The sequence below is a fragment of the Azospirillum sp. B2RO_4 genome (assembly GCF_051124815.1).
In the GTDB taxonomy this organism is placed as follows: Bacteria; Pseudomonadota; Alphaproteobacteria; order Azospirillales; family Azospirillaceae; genus Azospirillum.
On the sequence record NZ_CP118485.1, the window covers coordinates 1,547,713 to 1,571,404 of the forward strand.

Annotated in this window: 22 protein-coding genes; 9 read left to right on the forward strand and 13 right to left on the reverse strand. The window is 66.8% G+C overall.

The genetic code is table 11. The features are described 5' to 3' along the window. Positions 1-201: 201 nt before the first annotated feature. Complete coding sequence (locus PWS46_RS07350; RefSeq protein WP_434613138.1) at positions 202-2,814, forward strand: glycosyltransferase family 2 protein; 2,613 nt, start codon at positions 202-204, stop codon at positions 2,812-2,814. 89 nt (positions 2,815-2,903) lie between these two features. Continuing rightward, the gene (locus PWS46_RS07355; protein ID WP_434613141.1) at positions 2,904-3,479 is read left to right on the forward strand and encodes a hypothetical protein; all 576 of its coding nucleotides are present in this window, start codon (positions 2,904-2,906) and stop codon (positions 3,477-3,479) included. 180 nt (positions 3,480-3,659) lie between these two features. On the opposite strand, the gene recA is transcribed toward PWS46_RS07355, so the two are convergent. From recA to flgB, 8 genes are all read right to left on the reverse strand, one after another. After that, a complete protein-coding gene (gene recA / locus PWS46_RS07360; RefSeq protein ID WP_085089587.1) occupies positions 3,660-4,739 on the reverse strand; it encodes a recombinase RecA in 1,080 nt (359 codons plus the stop codon). Positions 4,740-4,892: 153 nt separating this feature from the next. Then, positions 4,893-7,439: an ATP-binding protein gene (locus PWS46_RS07365; RefSeq protein ID WP_434613145.1), complete on the reverse strand. Its 2,547-nt coding sequence runs from the start codon at positions 7,437-7,439 to the stop codon at positions 4,893-4,895. A 132-nt stretch (positions 7,440-7,571) separates the two neighbouring features. Then, complete coding sequence (gene flhB, locus PWS46_RS07370; RefSeq protein WP_434613148.1) at positions 7,572-8,648, reverse strand: flagellar biosynthesis protein FlhB; 1,077 nt, start codon at positions 8,646-8,648, stop codon at positions 7,572-7,574. A 13-nt stretch (positions 8,649-8,661) separates the two neighbouring features. Beyond that, positions 8,662-9,432 (reverse strand): flagellar biosynthetic protein FliR, encoded by a 771-nt coding sequence (fliR, locus tag PWS46_RS07375; RefSeq protein WP_434613151.1) that lies wholly within the window; start codon positions 9,430-9,432, stop codon positions 8,662-8,664. After that, a complete protein-coding gene (locus PWS46_RS07380; RefSeq protein WP_085089590.1) occupies positions 9,429-9,788 on the reverse strand; it encodes a flagellar biosynthetic protein FliQ in 360 nt (119 codons plus the stop codon). The genes fliR and PWS46_RS07380 overlap by 4 nt, the downstream gene beginning before the upstream one ends. 42 nt (positions 9,789-9,830) lie before the next feature. After that, positions 9,831-10,130, reverse strand: a complete 300-nt coding sequence (fliE, locus tag PWS46_RS07385; protein WP_434613155.1) for a flagellar hook-basal body complex protein FliE — start codon at positions 10,128-10,130, stop codon at positions 9,831-9,833. Positions 10,131-10,182: 52 nt separating this feature from the next. Continuing rightward, a complete protein-coding gene (flgC, locus tag PWS46_RS07390) occupies positions 10,183-10,593 on the reverse strand; it encodes a flagellar basal body rod protein FlgC (protein ID WP_434613158.1) in 411 nt (136 codons plus the stop codon). A 57-nt stretch (positions 10,594-10,650) separates the two neighbouring features. Continuing rightward, the gene (flgB, locus tag PWS46_RS07395) at positions 10,651-11,055 is read right to left on the reverse strand and encodes a flagellar basal body rod protein FlgB (RefSeq protein ID WP_434613161.1); all 405 of its coding nucleotides are present in this window, start codon (positions 11,053-11,055) and stop codon (positions 10,651-10,653) included. A 243-nt stretch (positions 11,056-11,298) separates the two neighbouring features. On the opposite strand from flgB, the gene PWS46_RS07400 reads away from it, so the two are divergent. The 6 genes from PWS46_RS07400 (at position 11,299) to PWS46_RS07425 (ending at position 16,109) form a co-directional block, all read left to right on the forward strand. Beyond that, a complete protein-coding gene (locus tag PWS46_RS07400; RefSeq protein WP_434613164.1) occupies positions 11,299-11,673 on the forward strand; it encodes an EscU/YscU/HrcU family type III secretion system export apparatus switch protein in 375 nt (124 codons plus the stop codon). Then, positions 11,670-12,098, forward strand: coding sequence for a hypothetical protein (locus tag PWS46_RS07405; protein ID WP_434613167.1), 429 nt, complete (start codon positions 11,670-11,672; stop codon positions 12,096-12,098). Before PWS46_RS07400 ends, PWS46_RS07405 begins: the two co-directional genes overlap by 4 nt. Before the next feature lie 21 nt (positions 12,099-12,119). Further along, the gene (locus tag PWS46_RS07410) at positions 12,120-12,458 is read left to right on the forward strand and encodes a FliO/MopB family protein (protein WP_434613170.1); all 339 of its coding nucleotides are present in this window, start codon (positions 12,120-12,122) and stop codon (positions 12,456-12,458) included. Further along, positions 12,455-13,243, forward strand: coding sequence for a flagellar type III secretion system pore protein FliP (gene fliP, locus PWS46_RS07415; protein ID WP_434613173.1), 789 nt, complete (start codon positions 12,455-12,457; stop codon positions 13,241-13,243). The genes PWS46_RS07410 and fliP overlap by 4 nt, the downstream gene beginning before the upstream one ends. Positions 13,244-13,506: 263 nt before the next feature. Continuing rightward, the gene (locus tag PWS46_RS07420) at positions 13,507-15,405 is read left to right on the forward strand and encodes a potassium transporter Kup (protein WP_434613176.1); all 1,899 of its coding nucleotides are present in this window, start codon (positions 13,507-13,509) and stop codon (positions 15,403-15,405) included. 158 nt (positions 15,406-15,563) lie between these two features. Continuing rightward, positions 15,564-16,109: a fasciclin domain-containing protein gene (locus PWS46_RS07425; RefSeq protein ID WP_434613179.1), complete on the forward strand. Its 546-nt coding sequence runs from the start codon at positions 15,564-15,566 to the stop codon at positions 16,107-16,109. 68 nt (positions 16,110-16,177) lie between these two features. On the opposite strand, the gene PWS46_RS07430 is transcribed toward PWS46_RS07425, so the two are convergent. The 5 genes from PWS46_RS07430 to PWS46_RS07450 form a co-directional block, all read right to left on the reverse strand. Beyond that, the gene (locus tag PWS46_RS07430; protein WP_434613182.1) at positions 16,178-19,699 is read right to left on the reverse strand and encodes a tetratricopeptide repeat protein; all 3,522 of its coding nucleotides are present in this window, start codon (positions 19,697-19,699) and stop codon (positions 16,178-16,180) included. 1 nt (position 19,700) lies between these two features. Then, on the reverse strand, positions 19,701-20,426 hold the full coding sequence (locus PWS46_RS07435; RefSeq protein ID WP_434613185.1) for an OmpA/MotB family protein: 726 nt from the start codon (positions 20,424-20,426) through the stop codon (positions 19,701-19,703). After that, complete coding sequence (locus PWS46_RS07440) at positions 20,423-21,223, reverse strand: hypothetical protein (RefSeq protein ID WP_434613188.1); 801 nt, start codon at positions 21,221-21,223, stop codon at positions 20,423-20,425. Before PWS46_RS07440 ends, PWS46_RS07435 begins: the two co-directional genes overlap by 4 nt. Positions 21,224-21,227: 4 nt before the next feature. Further along, complete coding sequence (locus PWS46_RS07445) at positions 21,228-21,935, reverse strand: protein phosphatase CheZ (protein ID WP_434613190.1); 708 nt, start codon at positions 21,933-21,935, stop codon at positions 21,228-21,230. A gap of 284 nt (positions 21,936-22,219) precedes the next feature. Then, on the reverse strand, positions 22,220-22,348 hold the full coding sequence (locus tag PWS46_RS07450; RefSeq protein ID WP_256379245.1) for a hypothetical protein: 129 nt from the start codon (positions 22,346-22,348) through the stop codon (positions 22,220-22,222). A gap of 330 nt (positions 22,349-22,678) precedes the next feature. On the opposite strand from PWS46_RS07450, the gene PWS46_RS07455 reads away from it, so the two are divergent. Continuing rightward, on the forward strand, positions 22,679-23,674 hold the full coding sequence (locus PWS46_RS07455) for a patatin-like phospholipase family protein (protein WP_434613193.1): 996 nt from the start codon (positions 22,679-22,681) through the stop codon (positions 23,672-23,674). Positions 23,675-23,692 lie beyond the last annotated feature (18 nt).

Consider the following 23,692-nt stretch of genomic DNA (forward strand, 5'->3'; position numbering starts at 1 on the left):
TGCCCTGTTATAGGCGGCAGTGGCGGGGCAACCGCGAAGCTTGTATAGATTGACGTGCGCGTCGGCCATACGGCGCAGCGGCATTCGATGGACGATTATTCAGTTCGGTCCGGGGAGATGGTCGGGGCGGAAACGATCCCCTTGCGCCATGTCCGCGGGCCGTATCCATGTTTTCTGGTGCGGCGAGCGAGAACGACCCACATGCGCAAATCGGCCTTTGCGGTTCTGATCCTGGTGATCCTCGGCAACATCGCCTTCTGGGCGCTGTGGAACCGTCCGGTGGACGAGCGGTCCTGGGCAGGTGCCATCACCGGCGTCGCCTATACCCCCTTCCACTCGGACAAGAGCCCGTCGAAGGGCGACAAGGCGTCCGCCGAAGACATCGAAAAGGACATGGACGCGCTGGAGGGCGCGGTAAAGGCCGTCCGCACCTACTCGACCACCGACGGCTCCGAAATGGTGGCGGCCATCGCCGCCAAGCATGGGCTGCCGGTCACCGCCGGCGCCTGGACCACCGGCAAGCCGGAGATCGACGAGCCCGAACTGGCCGGCCTGATCAAGCTGGCCCGCGCCAACAGCAACGTCCGCCGCGTGCTGGTCGGCAACGAGGCGATCCTGCGCGCCGACCTGACCGTCCCGCAGGCCATCGACTACATCAAGCGCGTGAAGAAGAAGGTCAACGTCCCGGTCTCCATCGCCGAGCCGTGGCACGTCTGGCTGAAGCATCCGGAACTGGCCGAGGCCGTCGATTTCCTCGCCGTCCACCTGCTGCCCTATTGGGAAGGCGTTCCGGTCGACCAGTCGGTCGACTACGCCATGTTCCGCTACAACGAGTTGAAGCAGAAATATCCGAACAAGCACATCCTGATCGGCGAGATCGGCTGGCCGGCCGACGGCCCGTGGCGCCGCGGCGCCGAGGCCAGTCAGGTCAATCAGGCCAAGTTCATCCGTAACTTCCTGAACGTCGCCGCGCAGAACAAGCTCGACTACTTCATCATGGAGGCCTTCGACCAGCCGTGGAAGCGGGAGATCGAGGGCACCGCCGGCACCAGCTGGGGCCTGTGGGACTATCAGCGCAACCCGAAGTTCCCGATGATCGGCGGGGTGCATGAGGTTCGCAACTGGGAGATCAAATGCGCGACCGCCATCGCGCTGGGCTTCCTGCCGCTGGTGTTCTTCCTGTGGCGCCGCAGCGACCTGAAGATCGGCGGCCAGATCTTCTACGGCGCGCTGATCCAGGCGGTGGCCTCCGTCCTGGTCTTCACCGTCAGCGCGGCGTCCGCCGCCGGCCTCGCCCTCACCACCGAAATCGCCTGGGGCTTGCTGATCTTCTGCCAGCTGGTGCTGTTCGCGGTCATGCTGATCGACGGCATGGAACTGACCGAGGTCGTCTGGCAGCACAAGTTCAAGCGCAAGTTCATCCCCTGCTCCGCCGCCCCGCTGCCCAACGCGGCGAAGGTGTCGATCCATGTGCCCTGCTACAACGAGCCGCCGCACATGGTCATGCAGACGCTGGACGCGCTGGCCAATCTTGACTACCCGAATTACGAAGTCCTGCTGCTGGACAACAACACCAAAGACCCGGCGGTCTGGCGTCCGATCGAGGAATACTGCAAGAAGCTGGGACCGAAGTTCCGCTTCTTCCACCTCGACAACTGGCCGGGTTTCAAGGCAGGCGCGCTGAATTTCGGTCTGGCGCAGACCGCCCCCGATGCCGAGCACATCGCCGTCATCGACAGCGACTATCAGGTTCATCCCGACTGGCTGAAGGCCACCATCCCGCACTTCAGCCGGCCGGAGGTCGGCTTCGTCCAGTCGCCGCAGGATTATCGCGAGTGGGAACACGACCTGTTCCAGCGCATGACCAACTGGGAATATGCCGGCTTCTTCCACATCGGCATGATCCAGCGGAACGAGCGCAACGCGATCATCCAGCACGGGACCATGACCATCATCCGCAAGTCGGCCCTGGAAAAGGTCGGCCGCTGGGGCGAGTGGTGCATCACCGAGGACGCCGACCTCGGCCTGCGTCTGTTCGAGCATGGCTATGAGGCCGTCTATATGCCGGAGAGCTACGGCAAGGGACTGGTTCCCGACAGCTTCTCCGCCTACAAGACGCAGCGTTTCCGCTGGGCCTATGGCGCCGTGCAGATCCTGAAGCACCACTGGCGCCAGCTGTCGCCGGGTGCGAAGGAGCTGACCACCGGCCAGAAGTACCATTTCATCACCGGCTGGCTGCCCTGGTTCGCCGATGCCGCCCACATGGTGTTCGGCATCGCCGGCATCATCTGGTCGATCGGGCTGATGGCCTTCCCCAAGTACTTCGAGTTCCCGCCCAATGTCTTCATGATCCCGACGCTCAGCGTCTTCGCCTTCAAGGTCGGCGCGTCGCTCTGGCTCTACGAAGCGCGGGTGAAGTGCGGGTTCTGGGACAAGGTCGGGGCGGCGGTGGCCGGCATGGCGCTGACCCACACGGTCGGCCGCGCCATGTGGCTGGGCATCTTCACCTCCGGCCGGCCCTTCGTCCGCACGCCGAAATGCGAGAACCAGCCGGCGCTGATGCAGGCTTTCCTGATGGCGCGCGAGGAGCTGGTGTTGCTGGTGTCGCTGTGGGGCGCGGCGCTGGCCATCGTCATGGTCTTCGGCCATGAGAACCGCGACGCCTTCATGTGGTCGGGCCTGCTGGTGGTGCAGTCGCTGCCCTATCTGGCCGCCTTCATCACCGCGCTGATCAACGTCTTCCCCACCATCGGCTTCGGCAAGAGCAAGCCGGAAGCCGCCGACGGCGCCGTCGGGGCCGGGGCCGGCGATTGACCCTTGGAAAGCCGGCGCTTTCACATTGACGAAAGCGCCGGCTCTGCCAGACTTGGTCTTTCAGGGGATCATTTCCCGGGAGGCGGCCCATGTCCGGCAATCTCACCTCCGGCCGCGGCATCGGCCCGCCGGAGTTCAGCGTCCGCACCACGGCGGGCGTCGAGCGGAGCGGCAACGCCACCGACCGCAACAGCCGCCGCAACCCCCGCCAGGAACGGCACGACCGTGAGCAGGAACGGCGTGACCACAACCCGCCCAACCCGCAGCGCCGCCGGCTCTATGATCTCCTGTTCGATGAGGTCGATCAGTTCGACGGGCTGGACGAGCGTCAGCGGACCCGGCTGAAGGACAATCTCCGCAGCCATCTGTCGCGGCGCGCTCCTCCCCCTCCGCCCAGCCCCCCCCCGGTCCACCATGACGAAGAGGCACTGGCCGAAGCCCTGCTGAAGGACCCGGCGGCGCCAGTCCCCGTCGATCCCGAACACATCGTCCAGGCCGCCGTCGCCGCCACCCCCGAACTTGACGCGGAAACCGCCCAGCTGGCCGAACAATTGCGTGATTGCCTCGCCCGCAACAGCGACCGCGCCCGCAAGGTGGCGGTCTACCTGCACCTGCTGCTGACGCTGGAAGGGGCCTTCCGGCCGCATATGGTGGTGGATGTGTGAGGGCTGGTTTGGAGAGATGTCGGCTGAAGAATGCCCCCTCCCTAACCTTCCCCCGCCCAGCGGGGGAGGGTTAGGGAGGGGGAGGGTTAGGGAGGGGGCACTCGAAGCCGACACTTTCCCAAATAAAAAACCCCGCCTTCCTTCCGGAAGGCGGGGCTTCTCATTCCACCGACCCTGGCCTCACTCCGGAGTGGAGGCTTCGCCGTCGGCTTCCGGGGTGCCCATCATCGCGTCGGCGACCAGACCGGCGTTGCCGCGGATCTTGGCCTCGATCGCATCGGCCATCTCGGGGTTGTTGCGCAGGTAGGTCTTGGCGTTCTCGCGGCCCTGGCCGATGCGGGTTCCGTCATAGCTGAACCACGCGCCCGACTTGTCGACCACGCCCGCCTGGATGCCGAGGTCGAGCAGTTCGCCGACTTTCGACACGCCCTCGCCGTACATGATGTCGAACTCGACCACGCGGAAGGGCGGAGCCATCTTGTTCTTCACCACCTTGACGCGGGTCTGGTTGCCGACGACGGTGTCGCGGTCCTTGATCGAGCCGATGCGGCGGATGTCAAGACGGACGGAGGCGTAGAACTTCAGCGCGTTGCCGCCCGTCGTCGTCTCCGGGTTGCCGAACATCACGCCGATCTTCAGGCGGATCTGGTTGATGAAGATCACCAGGCAGTTCGACTTGGAGATCGAGCCGGTCAGCTTGCGCAGAGCCTGGCTCATCAAACGGGCGTGCAGGCCGACATGGCTGTCGCCCATCTCGCCTTCCAGTTCGGCGCGCGGAACCAGCGCGGCCACCGAGTCGACCACCAGCACGTCGATGGCGCCGGAGCGCACCAGCGTGTCGGCGATCTCCAGCGCCTGCTCACCGGCATCCGGCTGGGAGATCAGCAGTTCGTCGATGTTGACGCCGAGCTTGCGGGCATAGGACGGATCGAGCGCATGCTCCGCATCGACGAAGGCGCAGGTGCCGCCGGCCTTCTGGGCCTGGGCGATGGCGTGCAGCGCCAGCGTGGTCTTGCCCGAGCTTTCCGGCCCGTAGATTTCGATGATGCGGCCCTTCGGCAGGCCGCCGATGCCCAGCGCGATATCGAGACCAAGGGAGCCGGTGGAAATGACCTCCGTCTCGACCAAGTTCTCACGGGCGCCAAGCTTCATGATCGAGCCCTTGCCGAACGCGCGTTCGATCTGGCTCAGGGCGGCATCGAGCGCCTTCTGCTTGTCCATGGAATCCTTCTCGACCAAACGAAGCTGTGCGGACGACATGCCCGGTACCCCTCTCTTAGAACACACGGTCGGCGCTCTTGCAACGAGGCTGAATGTACTCTCTTCGTTCTCTTTTGCAAGGGCTGATGTTGCCTGTGCGTTCCTATTTTGCAGGACATTTTCGGGGGCATTCTTGCAGGCGATTTTTCGCTCTCACCGTCCGTCGCGGATGACCTCCTTCACCTTGGATGCCAGCTGCTTCAGCGAGAAGGGTTTGGGCAGGAAATGGGCGACTTCGACGCCGTCGATCTCGCCCAGGCGGTCCTCGGCGTAGCCGGAGATGAAGATCACCCGCATCTCCGGGCGCAGCCTGCGGACATGGCGGGCCAGCGTCGGGCCATCCATCTGCGGCATGACCACGTCGGTGATCAGCAGGTCGATGGACGCGCCGTTGGTCTCGATCTGCTGCAGCGCCGCCTCGCCGTTCTTCGCCTCCAGCACCTGATAGCCCTTGTTGCGCAGCGCGCGGGCGGAGAACACCCGTACGGCGTCCTCGTCCTCCACCAGCAGGATGGTGCCGGTGCCGGTCAGGTCGCTGCCGCGCCGCTCGCGCGGTTCGGCGGTGTCGACCGGGCGCAGTTCGCCCTGGTGGTGCGGCAGCAGGATGGTGAAGGTCGTCCCCTCCCCCACCGCCGAATCGACCAGCACGAAGCCGCCGGTCTGCCGGACGATGCCGTACACCGTCGACAGGCCGAGCCCGGTGCCCGACCCGACCTCCTTGGTGGTGTAGAAGGGCTCGAAGATGCGCTGCAGATTCTCCCGCGCGATGCCGCAGCCGGTGTCGATCACCTCGATGGAGACATAGCTGCCGGACGGGATCGTCTCATGCTCCCGCCGTTCCGGCTGGCTGACGACGTAGTTGGTGGTGTTGATGGTCAGCTTGCCGCCGCCGGCCATGGCGTCGCGGGCATTGACCACCAGATTGATGATGACCTGCTCCAGCTGGTTCTGGTCGACCTTGACCAGCCCCAGGTCGCGGCCGTGGATCATCTTCAGTTCGATGTTCTCGCCGATCAGCCGGCGCAGCAGGTTCGCCAGCTCCGCCAGCACGTCGGTCACGTTGATGACGCGCGGCTGCAGGGTCTGCTGGCGCGAGAAGGCCAGCAGCTGCCGCACGAGGTTGGCGGCGCGGTTGGCGTTCTGCTTGATCTGCATGATGTCGCTGAAGGACTGGTCGCCCGGCTTGTGCCGCAGAAGCAGCAGGTCGCAGAAGCCGATCATCGCCGTCAGCAGGTTGTTGAAGTCGTGTGCCACGCCGCCGGCCAACTGGCCGACCGCCTGCATCTTCTGCGACTGGGCGAACTGGGCCTCCAGGCTCTTGCGCTCGGTCATGTCGATGAAGTGCAGAATCAGGCCCACTCCGTCGGCCCGACTGCCATCCGCCTTGCCGCCATCCGCACGGCCATCGGTGCGCACCGGGTTGGCAAGGCGCCGGGCATAGAGCTGGGCGGTCAGTTCCCGCCCGCCGGACAGCCGTACCTCCAGCGGATGGGCCGGATCGGCGCCGCCCTGCACCGATTTCAATCTTGCGGTCACCGTCTCGCGCTCCGCCGGGACGATCAGGTCGGCCATCGGGCGGTTGATGACGCTGCCCGCCTCGCTGCCGATCAGTGCCAGGAAGGCCTCGTTGCATTCGGTCAACTGGCCGGTCTCGTCGACCAGGGCGATGCCGATCGGCGCGTCTTCGAAGAAGCGCTGGAACCGCTGTTCGGACTGGCGCAGGGCCTCCTGCCATTCCCGTTCCGGCGACAGGTCGCGCACGACCGACCGGGTGTGAATGGTGCCGTCGTCGGCCCGCACCACGCTCTGCGCAACCGCGACCTGGAAACGCCGGCCGCGCAGCCCCACCATGGTCAGTTCGCCGCGCTGTTCGCCGCCGCCGTGATCGAACAGGTCGTAGGGGGCCGCGGAGACCGGGGGCACCGCCAGGATGCCGTGCAGCCGCGATTCGCCGTCGGTCAGGTCGCCGGGCGCAGCCTCCAGCCACTGGGCCAGCGTGGCGTTGACGAACAGGAATTGGCCGTTCTGATCGACCGAGAAGAAGCCGACCGGCGCATGCTCCATGAAGTCGGCCAGCTTGGCCTGCTCACGCAGCATGACATGCTCAAGCTCCCACCGGGCGGTGATGTCCTCGATCCGCCAATGGACGGAACCGGGGAAGCCGGCGACCGGCTGCCCCTGCACCTTGCGCCATTCCGGCGGGTGGTTGTCCAGCGCCGGGATCGCCAGTTCGGCCGAAGCGGCGGCACCGGCCCTCACCCGCTCGCGCAGGCGGCGGAACTCGCGCGCACTGTCGGGATCGCCGGAAAACTGGCGCGCCAGGGCGTCCAGGGGCCGTTCGCCGCGGCGCCAGCCCGCCAATTCGCGGAAGGCCGCGTTGACGAACACCACCTCGTCCGCCCCGTCGCAGACCAGCTGCCCGGCCGGCATCCCTTCCAGCGCACCGCTCAGCAGCGCGCCGATGCGCGCCGACCGCCGCACCACCGACACGCTGCGGGCAATCAGCAGAGCCACGCCTGCCGCCGCCAGCCCGGCGCCCGCCCAGCCGACCTCGTCGCGGTCCAGCAGAAGCCCGGCGGCCAGCACCAGCAGCCCGGCCGGCGCCAGCGCATATTGGATGAGCATCAGCATGCCGCCGGAAGATGCCCGGTGGTTCGCTGCATTGCGTGCGGTGTCGGAAAGGGAAGTTGTCTCGTCCACCAATACTCCAAACCCCACACGGTCATCCGGGGAAATGCCCCCGGAGCGGATTTCACCGACCGGGCATCTCCGTCGCGCCACCTGCGATGGTCGGACGCTCCACCCGGTCCCGTCAACCGTTACGGAGCCGGATCAGTTGCGCAGCGCCCGCCCTTTGAGCTTGAAGACATAGGTAATGACTTCGGCGACCGCCCGATAGTGCTCGGACGGAACTTCTTCGTCGATATCGCAAGCGGCATAGAGCGCACGGGCGAGGGGCGGGTTTTCTATGACCGGAACATTGTTCGATTCGGCGATCTCGCGAATCTTGAAGGCGACCTGATCGACACCCTTCGCCAGCACCATCGGCGCGCCCATCTGGGTCGGGTCGTATTTCAGCGCGACCGCGAAGTGGGTCGGGTTGGTGACCACCACGTCGGCGTTCGGCACCGCCGCCATCATGCGCTTGCGCGCGCGCTCGAACCGCAACTGCCGGATGCGGCCCTTGACGACGGGGTCGCCTTCCTGCTGCTTGTGCTCGTCCTTCACCTCCTGCTTGGTCATCTTCATCTTCTTGTCAAACTGCTGCTTCTGCCACAGGAAGTCGCCGGCGGCGATGAAGGTGAGCACCACCAGGACCCAGATCAGCAGCCGATGGGCCAGCCCGTCCAACTGCAGCAGCATGGTGACGATGTCGATGCCGATATACGCCTCGATGCCGCCGAACATCGGCACGAGTGCCATGTAGGCGACGCCGCCCACCACCGCCAGCTTGGCGATGCTCTTCAGCAGTTCCACGCCCTGGTTGGCCTTGAACATGTTCATCAGGCCGGGCAACGGGTTCAGCTTGCCGAATTTCGGCGCGATCAGCTGCCATGAGACGTGGAAGCCGGTCTGCCCGATGGTCGACATCACGCCGGCCACCACGAACAGCAGGATGGGCAGCCACAGCGCCCACATGACGTCGCGCATCACCCGGAACAGCAGAGCGCCGACCCCGGCGCGATCGAAGGTGAACTGATCCAGATTCTCTAAATAGTAATTCAGCCGGAAGACCAGCCCTTTCATGGTGCCGGGCAGGATGGAGACCAGCACCACCAGCATCGCCGCGACCATCAACCAGTTCGCAGCCTCGCGGGTCATCGCGAACTGGCCCTGTTTGTGAGCCTCGTCGAGCTTTTTGCCTGTCGGCTCTTCTGTTTTGGAGGACTCGTCAGCCTCTTCCGACACCGGCGTCCTCCCTCTACAGCGGCTTCAGGAATTCGACGAAGGTCGATTCGAAGCGCGACAGCCAGAACAGCATCATCGCGCCCAGCGTCAGCGCGAACATGAACAGGCCCAGCAGCACCTGGACGGAGGTGAACAGCTGGAACACCTGAACCTGCGGCGCCAGCTTGTTCAGCAGCCCCAGCGCCAGCGCGAACAGCATGCCGGTGATCAGGAAGGGGGCGGCCATCTGCACCCCCAGCATGAAGCTTTTCGACACCAGCTGCCCGACAACGTTCGCCATGTCGTCGATGGGAATCGCCGCCCCCGGCGTGAAGGTGGCATAGCTGTCGACCACCGCCATGATCAGCAGATGATGCAGGTCGGTCACGAAAATCAACAGCAGCCCCAGCCAGCCCATCAGGGACCCGGGCAGAGAGCCGGAGGTCGCCAGCGCCGGGTTGAAGATCTGCGCGTTGGCAAGGCCGCTCTGCAGGCTGATGATGGTGCCGGCCACCTCCAGCGCGCCCATCAGCAGCCGGGCGATGGTGCCGAGGAAAATCCCCACCGTCATTTCGCCGGCGGCCAGCACCAGCAGTTGAAACAGGTTACCGGGCATCGGCGGCAGCATCGGCCGGATCGCCGGCGCCACCAGCGTGCTGACCGCCAGCGCGAACAGCAGGCGCATGCGGGTGGGAACGAAGGCGTCGCCGATGGTCGGCATCACGCTGAAGGCGGTGCCGACCCGCATGAAGACCAACAACCAGACGAAGATCTGTTCGCCCAGGAGTTGCTGCAGGACGTTCATTGGCCCGCCGCGGCGGCGGTCGGGGCCGGGGGCGGCGTCACGCCGGTACCGGGGGTGAAGGGCGCGCCGCCATTGTCGGAGGCGCCGACGCCGATGGCGACAATGCGGTCGGCCACCTCATGCTCGAAGAAGTCGGTCAGCTTCCCCAGCATGAAAGGCATCAGCAGGATGCTGAGACCGAAGACCAGCAGCACCTTCGGCACCATGGCGAGGGTCTGCTCACTGATCTGGGTGACCGCCTGGAAAATGGAGATGACGGTGCCGACCGCCATCATGATGACCAGAATCGGCCCGCAGACCATCACCAGCGTGACGATGGACGTGCGGCAGAGTTCGATGACTTCGGTCTCGTTCATGACGACTGGTTCAGAACGGCGGAGGGTGCGAAACGGACGCCGTCACATCGGCATGCGCAGGATTTCCTGATAGGCGTTCAGCACCTTGTCGCGCACCGCGGTGACGGTCTGCAACGTCACCTCGGCGTTGGTCACGGCCTGGACGACGTCGTTCAGGTCGGCCTTGCCGACGGAGGCCAGGGCCGACATGTCCTCGCTCTTCTTCAGGGTGCCGATGCTTTCCTTGGCCGCCTGCTCCAGCACGTCGCCGAAGGAGAGGCCGTCGCGTGCGGACATGCCGGGGCCGGTCGTCTTGGCGGCGGTGGTGGCGTAGGCCGCGGCGGCGTTCAGCGGATTGATCATGGCGGCGGTTCCGGTCGGTCGGGAGGGTCAGGGGCGATGCGGCGGGAATAGGTCAGGTGCGCAGGATGTCGATGGTGCGGGTCAGCATCTGGCGCGCGGTATCGATGGCCGACAGGTTGGCTTCGTAGCTGCGCTGGGCCTCGCGCATGTCCATCGCCTCCACCACCGTGTTGACGTTGGGCATCAGCACATAACCGTCGGCGTCGGCCGACGGATGGGAGGGATCGTAGCGGCGCTGGAAATCGCTCTTGTCCACATCGACCTTGGCGACCCGGACCTTGTCGACGTCCATCGCACGGTCCAGCTCGTTCTTGAAGATGACCGTCTTGCGACGATAGGGCAGATCGCCCGGCGTTTCCGCGGTGGTGTTGGCGTTCGCCAGATTCTCCGAAATGACCTTCAGGCGCGTTCCCTGCGCCTTCATGCCCGAGGCGGACACCGCCATCGACTTGTAGAGATCCATCGCACCGCCTCCTCAAAAACCCGCCGGCAAATCCAAGCCCATCAACTGCCCGGCCGATCAACTGCCAGAGCGGATCGCCGACTTGATCATCGCCACCTGCTTTTTGTACAGGTTGGTGATGGTCTGGTAATCCATCGAATTCTGGCTCATCCGCATCATCTGTTCTTCCAGAACGACGTTGTTGCCGTCCGGCGCCGTCTCGTACGGGTCGCGCGCCTTCTGCTCCTGCGCCATACCGCCGGGACCGCGGGTGCCGGCCAAGTGGGACGGGTTGGTCGCCACCGGGGTCAGCCGCCGGCTGTCGCCGAGCGCGTCGCGGAAGGTGAAGGGCTTCAGGTCGCGGCCCTTGTACTCCGGCGTGTCGGCGTTGGCGATGTTCTGCGAGATGACTTCCTGACGCTGGGTCAGCCAGTCCATCTTGCGCGACATCAGTTTGAAGATGCCGAGATTTCCGAGGTCCATGGCCCTGATCCCGCCCGATGCCGCTGGAATACCACTGCCAAATCCGCAGTTCGACGCCCGTAACGGGCATCGCCACAGTCTCCGATGGTCGCCCGTTTGCGTTAACGAAGGATGAATCTCCACCGCCGCGAATCGGCCGGCCCCGCTGCCTTTACAGTTCGTTAAGCCTACCGGTCCAGGATGCGGCCCAGGAAGGACCCCCCACTCGACGCCCCATCGACGCCCCCTCGACAAGGCCGCCCTTTGTCCGCGCAAGCCCGCCCCCCCGCCTCGCCGCCAGCCGGCAAGACGCAGTCCCCTGCCCGGGGCTCCCTTGCCCGGCGGCCGGTCGCGGTTGCACTGAAATACCATCTGGGGACGGAGACGCTGCCGCGGATCGTCGCCACCGGCAAGGGAACGGTGGCGGAGCAGATCCTGGAGGTCGCCTTCGCCAACGGCGTGAAGGTACGCGAGGACGCCGATCTGGTCGAGATCCTGTCAGCCATCGAAGTCGACAGCGATATCCCCGTCGAAGCAATCGCCGCAGTGGCGGAAATCCTCGCCTATGTCTATCGCGCCAACGGCACGATGCCTTCGGAACCGCACTCCGAGGACATCATCGAGGAGGACAAGCCGTGACCCGTCCGCCACCCGCCTCCCCTTCGCCCGCCCCTCCTGCGCCCGAAAGCACCGAGTCGGCCGGCCGGATCGTGGAACAGGCATTGGCGCTGAGTGCGACGCTCGACGATGCGCGCACGCAGGCCGAGGCCGGCGTGCTGATCGACCTCGCCGGGTTGGAGGAACGCGTCGCCCATCTCTGCCTCGCCGCCGAGTCCCTGCCGCGGGGAGAGGCGCGGACCCTGCTCGGCCCGCTCGGCGATCTTGTCGCGGCGCTGGCGCCGCTGGCCGCCGCGCTGACCGACCAGCAGGCCCGGCGGGAGGAGACCATCGCCGCCGCGCTGGCCGGCCGCGACGATCCGCACACCGCCCGCCAGCGCGCCGCCGCCGCCTACGGCCGCTCCGGGAACCCGGCCGCTCCGGGCCGTCCCGACGATACGCCCTGATACAGAAAGCCTGCCCTTTCCATGGATCTCGACCAGTACATCCGTTTCCTGATGGCGCTTCTCTTCGTGGTGGCGCTCATCATGGTCGTCGCCTGGGTGATGCGCCGGGCCGGCATGGCCGGCGGCACCGTGCGCGGACGTTCCCGCCAGCGCCGGCTGAGCGTGGTGGAGGCGCTGCCGATCGATGCCAAGCGTAGGCTGATCCTGGTCCGCCGCGACGACCGCGAGCATCTGATCCTGCTGAGCGCCAACGGCGACCTGCTGGTCGACAGCGCCCCGGCCGGGGGATTCGACGCCGCTCTCGCCGGGACGGCCGATTCCCCCGCCGCGTCCGCGCCGGCCGGGAGCCAGCCGCGATGACGGCGGCGATCCCGAGGCGCCTGACATCCTGGTGGAAGCCTGCAGCCGCGGGGCTGGCGCTGGCTCTCGCCGTCGGGGTGGCACTGGGCCTGAGCGCAGGACCCGCGCTGGCGCAGAGCCTGACCTTCGACCTGGGCGACGCCGGCGGCACCGCCACCGGGCGCATCGTTCAGACCATCGGGCTGATCACGGTGCTGTCGCTGGCGCCGTCGATCCTCATCATGATGACGGCCTTCACCCGCATCGTCATCGTGCTGTCCTTCCTGCGCAACGCGCTGGGCGTGCAGCAGGTGCCGCCGACCACGGTGATGATGTCGCTGGCGCTGTTCCTGACATTCTTCGTCATGGCCCCGGTGTTCGAGCGCAGCTACACCCAGGGCATACAGCCGCTGATGAACCAGGAAATCGACGAGATGGAGGCGTTCCGCCGCACGGTGGCGCCCTTGCGCGATTTCATGCTGCATCACACCAGCGAAAAGGACCTGCGCCTGTTCATGGACATGGCCCGCCTGCAGAACGTGCAGGAGCCGAACGACATGCCGCTGCACGTCCTGGTCCCGGCCTTCATGATCTCGGAGATCAAGCGCGGGTTCGAGATCGGCTTTCTGCTGTTCCTGCCATTCCTGATCATCGACATGGTGGTGTCGTCCATCCTGATGTCGATGGGCATGATGATGCTGCCGCCGACCATGGTCGCCATCCCGTTCAAGATCATCTTCTTCGTGCTGGTCGACGGGTGGTATCTGATCGCCGGATCGCTGGCGCGCAGCTTCGGCACGCTCTGAAAGTGCCCGCATAGCGGGAAGAGCCCTGCGCACTTCGTCGCAGCCCCCAGGCTTGGCCTTCATGGCGCAAGCCGGTGCTGGCGTTGGGCGCCGTAAGCGCGTATGAGGAAAGGCGATGTGCGTCGGTGGGATGATTGGCCGGTAAGCCAATCCCGCCGGATGGCTCCGACCGTTCGCAACCGCCGAAGGGGCGGCGGGCCGGACCATCGCCGCCGCACCGGGCGCCATCGAACGACGGACCAACTTCGGACCGCAATCACTGCATGACTGATACCGCTTTGAAGGCCGCGCCGCCCGACTCCGGCAAGCTCGCGACGCTGACCCTGGGTGCCCTCGGGGTCGTGTATGGCGACATCGGCACCAGCCCGCTCTACACGCTGCGCGAATGCTTCGCCGGCGAGCATGGGCTCGCCCTGACCCATGACAATGTGCTGGGCATCATGTCGCTGGTGTTCTGGGCGCTGGTGATGGTCGTCACCGTCAAGTATGTGGGCTTCGTCATGCGGGCCGACAACAAGGGCGAGGGCGGCATCCTCTCGCTTCTGGCGCTGGCGTCGAAGACGCGGCCGGATGCGTCGGGCAAGCTGACGGTCCTGACGGCGCTCGGCCTGTTCGGCGCGGCGCTGTTCTACGGCGACGGCATGATCACCCCGGCGATGTCCGTGCTGTCGGCGGTCGAGGGGCTGGGCGTGGCGGAACCGGCGCTGGAATCGTCGGTGGTGCCGCTGACCGTCGCCATCCTGATCGCCCTGTTCGCCATCCAGAGCCACGGCACCTCGCGCGTCGGCGCACTGTTCGGTCCGATCATGCTGGTGTGGTTCTCCACGCTCGGCATCCTCGGTCTGCTGGAGGTGATCCGGCAGCCAAGCGTGCTGGTCGCCTTCAACCCGTACTATGCCATCGCCTTCTTCGCCGAACACGGCGTCGCCGGCTTTCTCGTGCTGGGCGCCGTGGTGCTGGCGGTGACCGGCGGCGAGGCGCTCTATGCCGACATGGGCCATTTCGGCCGCCGCCCGATCCAGGTGGCGTGGTTGGCCGTGGTGCTGCCGGGCCTGCTGCTGAACTATCTGGGCCAGTGCGCGCTACTGCTGAACGACCCGACGTCGGTGCGCAGCCCCTTCTATCTGCTGGCGCCGGAATGGGGGCTCTATCCGCTGATCGGCCTGTCCACCGCCGCCACCGTGATCGCCAGCCAGGCGGTGATCTCCGGCGTCTTCTCGCTGACCCGGCAGGCGGTGCAGTTGGGCCTGTGCCCGCGACTCGACATCCGCCACACCTCCAACGAGGAGGAGGGGCAGATCTACATTCCCCGCGCCAATTGGGGCCTGCTGGCCGCGGTGCTGGGGCTGGTGCTGGTCTTCCAGTCCTCCAGCCGTCTCGCCGCCGCCTATGGCATCGCGGTGACCGGCGACATGATCATCACCACCACCCTGTTCCTGGTGGTGGCGCGGCGCCGCTGGAACTGGAGCCTGCCGCTCTGCTTCGCCGTCGGCGCCACCTTCCTGGTGGTGGAGGTGTCCTTCTTCGCCGCCAACGCGGTGAAGATTCCCCATGGCGGCTGGGTGCCGCTGGTGATCGCCTGCGTCACGCTGGGCCTGATGTCCACATGGCGCCGCGGCCGGGCCGTGCTGACCAAGCGGCTGGCCGAGGAATCGCTGCCGCTCGACGCCTTCATCCAGCGTCAGGCGAAGAAGGGCGACATCCAGCGGGTGAAGGGTACGGCGGTCTTCATGACCTCCAGTTCCAACACCGTGCCGATCGCCCTGCTGCACAACCTGAAGCACAATCAGGTCCTGCACGAACGCATCGTGTTCGTCACCGTGGTGGTGGAGGATGTGCCGCGTGTCCCCGCCAAGGACCGCGTGGTGGTGGAGGGGCTGGCCGACGGCTTCTACCGCATCACCGTGCGCTACGGCTTCTCGCAGGAGCCGAACATCCCCAAGGCGCTGCGGCTGTGCAAGGCCTTCGGGCTGGAGTTCGACGTGATGGCGACCTCCTTCTTCCTGGGCCGGGAAACGCTGATCCCGCAGATGAACTCCCAGATGGCGCTGTGGCGGGAGAAGCTGTTCGTGGTGATGTCCCGCACCTCCGTCAGCGCCACCGACTTCTTCAAGCTGCCGCCCAACCGTGTGGTGGAACTGGGAACGCAGGTGCAGCTCTAGCCGGCGGGAGGCGACGATCGCACCACCAAAGCATTACCTCTTTCAATCAAACAAAAATCATCATCACGCACAAATTCTGCTGTGATCTGAACCAAAGCCTCCCCCGTAACGGTGTTGTGTCCGCGGAAAGCGGACCTTCACCGACAAGAGGGAATGCTATGAAGAAGGTTGCCACCGTGGCGATCGCCACCCTTCTTTTTGCCGGTTGCGCCAATGCGGCCATGGAGAAGATGGTCGGCGGCGCGCCGATGTACCCCAGCAAGACCATCGTGGAGAATGCGTCCCAGTCCAAGGACCACACCACCCTCGTCGCCGCCGTGAAGGCCGCCGGGCTGGTCGACACGCTGAACGGCAAGGGTCCCTTCACCGTCTTCGCCCCCACCAACGAGGCCTTCGCCGCCCTGCCCGCCGGCACCGTCGACACCCTGCTGAAGCCGGAGAACAAGGCCCAGCTGACCAAGGTGCTGACCTATCACGTCATTCCCGGCAAGCTGGACGCCAAGGACATCGTGGCGGACATCAAGAAGGGCAACGGCAAGGCGATGCTGAAGACGGTGGAAGGCATGCCGCTGACCTTCACCCAGTCCGGCGACGCCGTGATGGTTGCGGACGCCTCCGGCAACATGGCGCGCGTCACCATTGCCGACGTCGAACAGTCCAACGGCGTCGTCCACGTCATCGACAAGGTTCTGCTGCCGAAGTAACGGCCCCAGGCCGTCGGCGCGGAGCGGGCGGCGGGGCGCAGCAATCCCCCGCAAGGCGTCCCGCCGCCTTACGAAGTCGGCTTGTCGCCGGCCTGCTTGCCGCCGCGATATTCCTTCAAAAATTTCTTGAACATATCCACTTCCGCGACGCGGGAGCGGATGGTGCCGACGTCGATCAGGCCCATCGCCTGTTCGGGGCGGGTCAGGATGCGGAAGGCGTCCTCATTCGGCCCGCCCTTCATCGAGCCTTCGAAATCCTTCTTCAGCAGGTTCAGCCCGTTGCCGTCGCCGGCCAGCGCCAGCGCCACCGCACGGTTCAGCACCAACTGCGACATGTTGGGGTCCAGCGGCTTGCCGGCCGCGGGCGGCGGGCCGATCACCTTGTTCAGGGCCAGCGCCGCCGCATCCCATTTCTGCCCCTTCCACGCGATGTCGACGCGCAGCAGATTGGCGTTGGTGCTGTCGTCCTGGGCCAGAAGCTGCATCGCCTCGTCGCCGCGGTTCAGCTCGGCCAGCGCCTTGGCCTGCATCAGCCGCCGTTCGGCCGTCAGGTCGGCCGGCAGTCCGGCGACATTGGACAGTTCCAGCGCCTTCAGCGCCTCTTCCGGCTTGTTGTCGAGCAGCCGGACGGAGGCCAGACGCGTGCCGACCCGGGCCTTGTCCAGACCGGACAGACGGTATTCCACCTGATGCTGCAGCAGGTCGGCGGCGCGGTTCAGCAGATCGATGGAGATCAGCCGTTCCGCCAGCTGCCGGATGATCTCGTCGCCGGCCTCGCCCACCGGGGTCAATTCGCGGAACTGGTCGTAGAGCTGAAGCGCGTCCAGCGTCGGCAGGCGCTGCGCCCCGTCCTTGAACAGGTCGGCGAAGATGCGCGACATCTCCTTGGTGATCGCCTCGGCCCTGGGCGTGTCGGCGACCAGGGCCGCGGTCTCCTTCATGGTGTTGAAGCCCTTGGCATATTCGCCGCCGGCGATCAGCACCTCGCCCATGCGGGAGCGGATCTGCATCTCCAGATCGTCGCCGCGCCAGGTGAAGGTCAGGCCGGCCAACTGCTCCGCCGCGGCGGTCGGCGACATCTTGCCTTCCGACAGCTCCAGATTGGTCAGCGCCAGCCCGGCCTTGGCGCGATAGAGCCGGTCATAGCTGTTGTAGGCGGCGGTCAGCTGTTCCCGCGCCTGATCGATCTCACCGGTCTGGGCGAAGAGCAGGCCGCGCAGATATTGCGTCTGCGGGTTCTCCTCCTGATCCGGGCCGCTGTGCTCGATCACCCGGTCGAACAGCCGCTTGGCGGTGGCGGTGTCGCGCGTCTCCAACGCCGCTTCCGCCGCCCGCAGGCCGAGCTTCCCGATCATCGGTTCGGGGTAGCTGTTCAGGATCGGGCCGGACGCCTTGAAGCCGGCCATCGCCTTGGGCCAGTCGCGGCGGTCGGCGGCGATGGCGGCGCGCCACAGACTGGCTTCCGGATTGCCGGCCAGCGACGGGATCGACAGGTCGGCCTCCGCCCCGTCCAGATCGCCGGTCAGCACGCGGGCGGCGCCGCGCAACGCGCGGAACTCCGGCCAGCCCTCAAGGTCCGGTTGGTTCTGCTGCAGCACGTCCAGCATGCCGAGCGTCTCCTGCCCGAACCCATTGGCGAAATAGAAGCGCGCAAGGTCGAGCTGCGCCTTCGGCCGCTCCGATTCCGGCGCGTTGACCACGGCCAACTGCAGATCCTGCCGTGCCTCGGTGAAATGGTCGAGGTCGCCATGCTTCCAGGCCGGCAGGTTGAACAGGCGGCGGCCCTGCATCTGAGCGGGCTGCGCCTTCGGCGGTTCCATGGCGGACGAGGCGCCGCCGGCCGGCGGGTTGACCGGAAGCGGTGCCGCGGCCAGTTGCGACGGAACCGGTTGGGGCGCGGATGCCGGGCCAGGCGGCGGCGCCGGCGCCGGCGCCGGCGCAACAGCCGGATTGCCGGCATCGGCGGCCGGCGACAGGTGCAGACCGCCCGCAGTCGTCAGTTCCACCCCTTCCTTGATCGCGCGCACCGTCACATTGTCGGAGATCGGCCGCACCACCACACCCTGATAGGACGGCATCACTTCCAGGTCGGGATACCGGTGCGGTTCGGGCACGCCCTGCCCCGGACTGGGCAGCGGGACGACCTGGATGCGGTCGCCGACGTCGGGATCGGCGAACTGCACGACGTTCGCCGCGTCCGGCGCACGCACCAGCAACCGGGCGCCCAGCAGGAAATCGGGGTCGGGTTCGACGCGGAGATCGTTGGCGCTGCCCATGTTGGCCGGGCGGGCGGAAGACAGGATGCGCCAAGTGGTGCCCTGCCGTTCCACCGTCGGCCAGACCATCGGGCCGATCTTGGTGCGGAACACCGTGCCGCCGGTTGCCGGCACCGGCTCCACCGCGCCCATCAACTCGGACCCCGGGCCGCTGAGCTTGCCGGCGCCGATCGGCATCGGCCGGTCGAACACGACGTAAAGCTGGCCCGCCCGCGGATAGACGGCGATGGAGGCCGGCCCGCCGGTGTCGAAGGTCAGCACCGGTCCCTTCGGCCCCGCCGCCGGCTGGGACTTGGCATCGGCTGGGGCTGCCGGTGCGGCCTTTGCCTCCGTCGGCGGAGTGTTGGGAGGCGCCGCAACATTCGCCACTGGTGCGGGAGCCGCGGCATTCGCCGCGGTGGCCGAGCGACCGGAGGTCGCCGACGCCGTGGTCGGCGTGTCCCTGCCGCCTTCCCTGGCCTGCCCGCCTTCGCTGCCCCGCGATCCCGACGTACCCTCGCTTTTGGGCAGGCCGGCGCGGGAGCCGGGATTGCCGACGGACAACATCACCGACTTGCCCGATGCGCTGTCGGTCACCTCGGCATCCTGCGGCACGGCGAGCGTCACGGCCAGCGCGCCGTCGGCCCGCCGATAGGCCTCCACATTCCGGATGTTGCGCAACGCCGCCTTGGAGACCGCCGACAGGTCGGCGGTGCCGCCCTTGTCGAAGGCCACCGTCACCGCGGCGCCGTCGCGCGTGACCGTGTAGCCGACCGGCGACGGCCAGTCGAAGGTCAGGCGGCTCTGGTCCGGCTGGTCAGCCCCGCGCACGCGCAGCCGACCGGCGGACGGAACCGGCCTTATGGCTTCGGCTTTGGCGGTTTCGGCTTTCGCGGGCTCTGCCTTCGCGACCTCCGCTTTGGCGGGCGTCTGCGGCGCAGCCGGCGACAGGTCGATGGCAATGGCGTTGCCGTTGCGGAAGCTTTTCAGCGAGACCGGACGCTTCAGGTCGAACGAGACCGTCTTGCCGTCCGCCTCGATCCGTCCGGCGGCCAGATAGCCGGGCAGCGCCCGGACCAAGCGGTCGAGCGGTGCATCGATGCTGTCGGTGAAGGTGACGACCAGCCGGTCGCCTTCGACCGATGCGGTATAATCGACCTTGCCCGGCCAGTCGAAGACCAGCCTGCCGAAATCCTTGTGGGTGCCGCCGCGCACCGGAACCGTGGCGGCGTCCGCGGCGAGGGGGGACAGCAGGACCGGCACGGCAAGCAGCGCCACCGCCGCGGCACAGCCGCGCAGCCAGCGCTTCCACTCCTGGGCCGTCCGGTCCGTCACCTCAATCCGCTCCTTCCTCTCGCACCACGATGTCCACCGGCAGGCGCCCGTTGCCGGCGCCCCCCACTCCATCAACCGGCATCATCACTGCCCGTGCCACCAGATCGCGGCGATAGCCGGTCTCGCGCAGCGCCGCGGACACGGCGACCGCCCGCGTCAGTGCCCGTTCCCAGGCCACGCCACCGGTCGCATCCTCGTGCTCCGCATGGCCGACCAGCTCGATCCGGTTGCCGATCCGGCCGATGACTGCGCCCAGCAGGAACAGCACCCGCCGTCCCTCTTCGGTGAAGGCGGCGCCGGTCGGATCGAACATCCGCTCGCCCGGCAGGCGGATGACGACACGGTCATCCTCGCGCCGAACCTCGACCACCGCCAGTTCCGTATTCGACCGCAGCTGGCTTCCCAGCAGGGCCGCCAGATAATGCAGGTCGATGGCCGCCCGTGCCTCCACCGCCTTTGCGTTGAAGGCGGCGCCGGGATCGGCGGGGCGGTCGGAGGGGGTGACGGCGGTCGACCGCGCGGCGGGGATCGCCTCCGCCACGCCCTTCGCCAGACGGGTCCAGCGCTCCGCCTCCGGCTCGCTCATGGAATACATCAGGACGAAGAAGGCGAGCATGAGGGAGATCAGGTCGGTGAAGCTGATCAGCCACAGCGTCTTGCGCTGGCCGCCGCGATCTTCCGCCCCTGCCATCCCGGCCTTGTTGACGACGCCCGGAATGCGGATCATTTCCGCACCTCCGTCTTCCCTGCCTTCGGGGCTTTCGCGGCTGCCCGGTCCTCGTCCCAGCGCAGGGAAAACAGCAGGCGCACGCCGCCCGGCTCCCCGCGTTCGATCCCGATGGTGACATTGCCGGCCGGCGCCCCATCCTCGACCAGCGCGCGGGCCAGAACGCCGGCACGGGCGACCGGACCCGGCGGCTGGCTGGGCGTTCCCGTCGGCCCGATGCCGAGCAGCGCGTCCAGCTCCACCCGCTCGCCCTGGCGCGACTGACGCAAGGCGTCGGCGATGCGATCGATCAGGCCCTGGCGGTCCGGCCGCAGGGTCATGGTGCCGGGAAGGAACAGGTCGTCGGCGGGCAGCCGAACCTCCAGCAACTGGCCGGGGGCGACCACCTCCACCTTGGCGACCGCCACCGCTGTGGCGAACAGGGTGCCGACATCCTCCAGCCGCTGCACGGCGAAGACCGTACCGGCGCGGGACGCCACAGGTTCGGAGCCTTCGCGCAGGCGCGGGTCGATGACGAAGCTGGGAAAGGTCCGCTCCAGCGAAGCGGCGACCGCCTTCACCTTCTGCACCGTCTGCACCGAATTGGCGTTCAGCACGATGAAGAAGACCAGAAGCAGCAGGAACAGCGACAGCAGAAGCAGGATGCTGCCGTTGTTCGGGTTGGCATGCCCGCCAATGCCGGTGCCGCCGACACGCGCCACCCGCAGCGGCGGCAGCCCGGCGCTTCCCGTTCCCGGTCCTGCACCTTGGGCCGTGTGGCCGCCGGTGGGCCTGCTGATGGGTGCGCCGGGCAGCATGGCGTCAGTCGAAGCTGGCCAGCAGACGGTCGATCTCGTCCTGGTCCATGGCGTTGCCGGGCATCTGCGGGCCGTGCAGAAGCTGCTTGTCCGCCTCTTCCTCGCTCATCGGTTCGTAATGGACGGCGGCCTCCGCCTCCTCCGCCGCCAGCTTTGCCAGCCGTGGGGCATGGTTCTGCCGCACTTCGCTGCCGAAGGCGGCGACGATCATGTCGACCTTCGATTCGATGTGCTTCAGCGTTCGCACCACCTTGCTGATGCGCTGGCCGGTAATATCCTGGAAGTTGCAGGCCTCGTAGATCTTGGTGATCTGGTCGTTCAGCTTCGCCGAGTTGTCCGCGTCCGTCTGGCCGGCGATGGCGCCGATGGCGTCGCAGGCGTCAAAGATGGCGAAGGTCGCCTTCTCGGTCGCGCCGATCACCGCGTCCAGCTCGTCCGTGGCGGTGCGGATATGTTCATCGCGGATTTCGGCCGGCTGCAGCGCCGCGATTTCCTGCTTGGCCGTCTCGATGAACTTGGCGAGGTCCACCACTTCCTTGTAGAGGCGCAGGTCGGTGGCGGAAATGTCGCCGTCCATGCTGCCCAGGATGTTGCGGACGATGTCCGTCACCTCGTCCCGCGACAGCGGCGTTGCTGCTTCCGCAAAGGCGGCGTCGAGGCGCTGTCTCAGGAGCTTCTGTTCCGTCACGGCGGATTGGGCGGAGAAGGTCATCGGGCGTGTCCAGCGAGAGGGGCAAGGCCTTGGCGGAATATGCCGGAACCACCCCGGTCCGCGCCCTCCAGCGAGCGCCCGTCGAGTGCCCTGTGCGGCGGAGGTTCGAGGCTCCGTCCGATCGTGGCGCCCAACCGTCCCAGGAACTGTCCGAGCCGGCCAAGCGTAGGGTCGTGAGGGTTAATAGCCCGTAAAGAGGACCCTGTCGCCGCTCCCATGGCACCGTCGAAGTTGCCGGCGCGCCACACTGTGGCCCGTGCGACGGTATTGGGGCAGGCTGCCGATCAGAACAGACCGGCGGCGGCCGGCGCACCAAGAAGGGCCGCCAGGACCAGCAGGGTGACGGCAATCAGCCGCTCCGCGGTCGACCAGCGTTTCCAATCCTTTCTGAAGCTTTTCAGTTCGTCGGCCATGGCAAGCCTTCCGGGTTCGGGGACTACACTGCAACGCAACGAAAATGTATCGTGTCCAGTTGACGCATGGTTAAAAACAGCTGGAAGGGCGATCATACCTTCGTACTGGCACAGAAATGCCACAGTCGCCGCTTCGAATCCGATGATCCAGGTCAAAGATCGGATAAATTTTCGTCATTTGCCATTTCACCTGCGGCGATCGCCGGAACTCCGGCGGCGTGCCACTTCCGGCAGCTTCCGATACCGGGCGGCAATGCCTAGATGATAAGCTCTAGATCAAGCCTCCGATCCGCTGTCGGATTCTCGTGGGGGCGCTGACGGGGGAAGCGGATGGCGAAGGGAACCGACCTGAAGATCGGGCTTGCGCTGGGCAGCGGCGCTGCGCGGGGTTGGGCGCACATCGGCGTCCTGCGCGCGCTGGAAGAGATCGGAATTAAGCCCGACATCATTTGCGGAACCTCCATCGGCGCCGCGGTCGGCGCTGCCTATCTGACCGACCAGATGGACGAGTTGCAGTCCTGGGCGCAGAAGATGGGCTGGCTGGGCATGCTCGGCATCATCGACCTCACCTTCCGCCGTGGCGGTCTGGTCGCCGCGGAGAAGGCGTTCGGCCGCTTCGACAACGAGCGCAGCAATGTCCTGATCGAGGATCTGCCCCTGCCCTTCGCCACCGTCGCCACCGATCTTTCGACCGGACGGGAGATGTGGCTGCGCGACGGTCCGCTGATGTCGGCGGTGCTGGCGTCGGCCGCCATGCCCGGCCTGTTCCCGGCGGTGCGGCGCGACCATCACCTGCTGGTCGACGGTGCGCTGGTCAATCCGGTACCGGTCTCGCTGTGTCGCGCCCTCGGCGCCGACGTGGTGGTGGCGGTCAATTTGAACAGCGAGCTGTCGCCGCTCGGCCGGCCGAATGGCCGCGGCAAATCGGACGCGGTCAAGGCGGTGTCGGCCAAGGTGCCGGAGCCGGTGGTTGCAGGCGGTGATGCGGGCTCCCCCGCCTTTTCGCATCTGACCAGCCAGATCTCCACCTGGCTCGGCCGCAAGCCCACCCGGCGGACCCGTTTCCTGGCCGATCAGATCGACGATGCCCAGTCCCACAAGCCGATGCCGAACGCCCTGGAGGTGATGGCGGGCTCCATCGACATCATGCAGGACCGCATCACCCGCTCGCGTTTGGCCGGCGAGCCGCCGGACGTGCTGATCGCGCCGCGGCTGGCCCATATCGGCATCCTGGAATTCGACCGCGCGGCGGAGGCTGTGGAGATCGGCCATGCCGCAGCCTCGATGCTGCGTCCGTCCATCGAACTGGCGCTGCGCCGTGCCTGACCTGTTGCGCTGGAGACC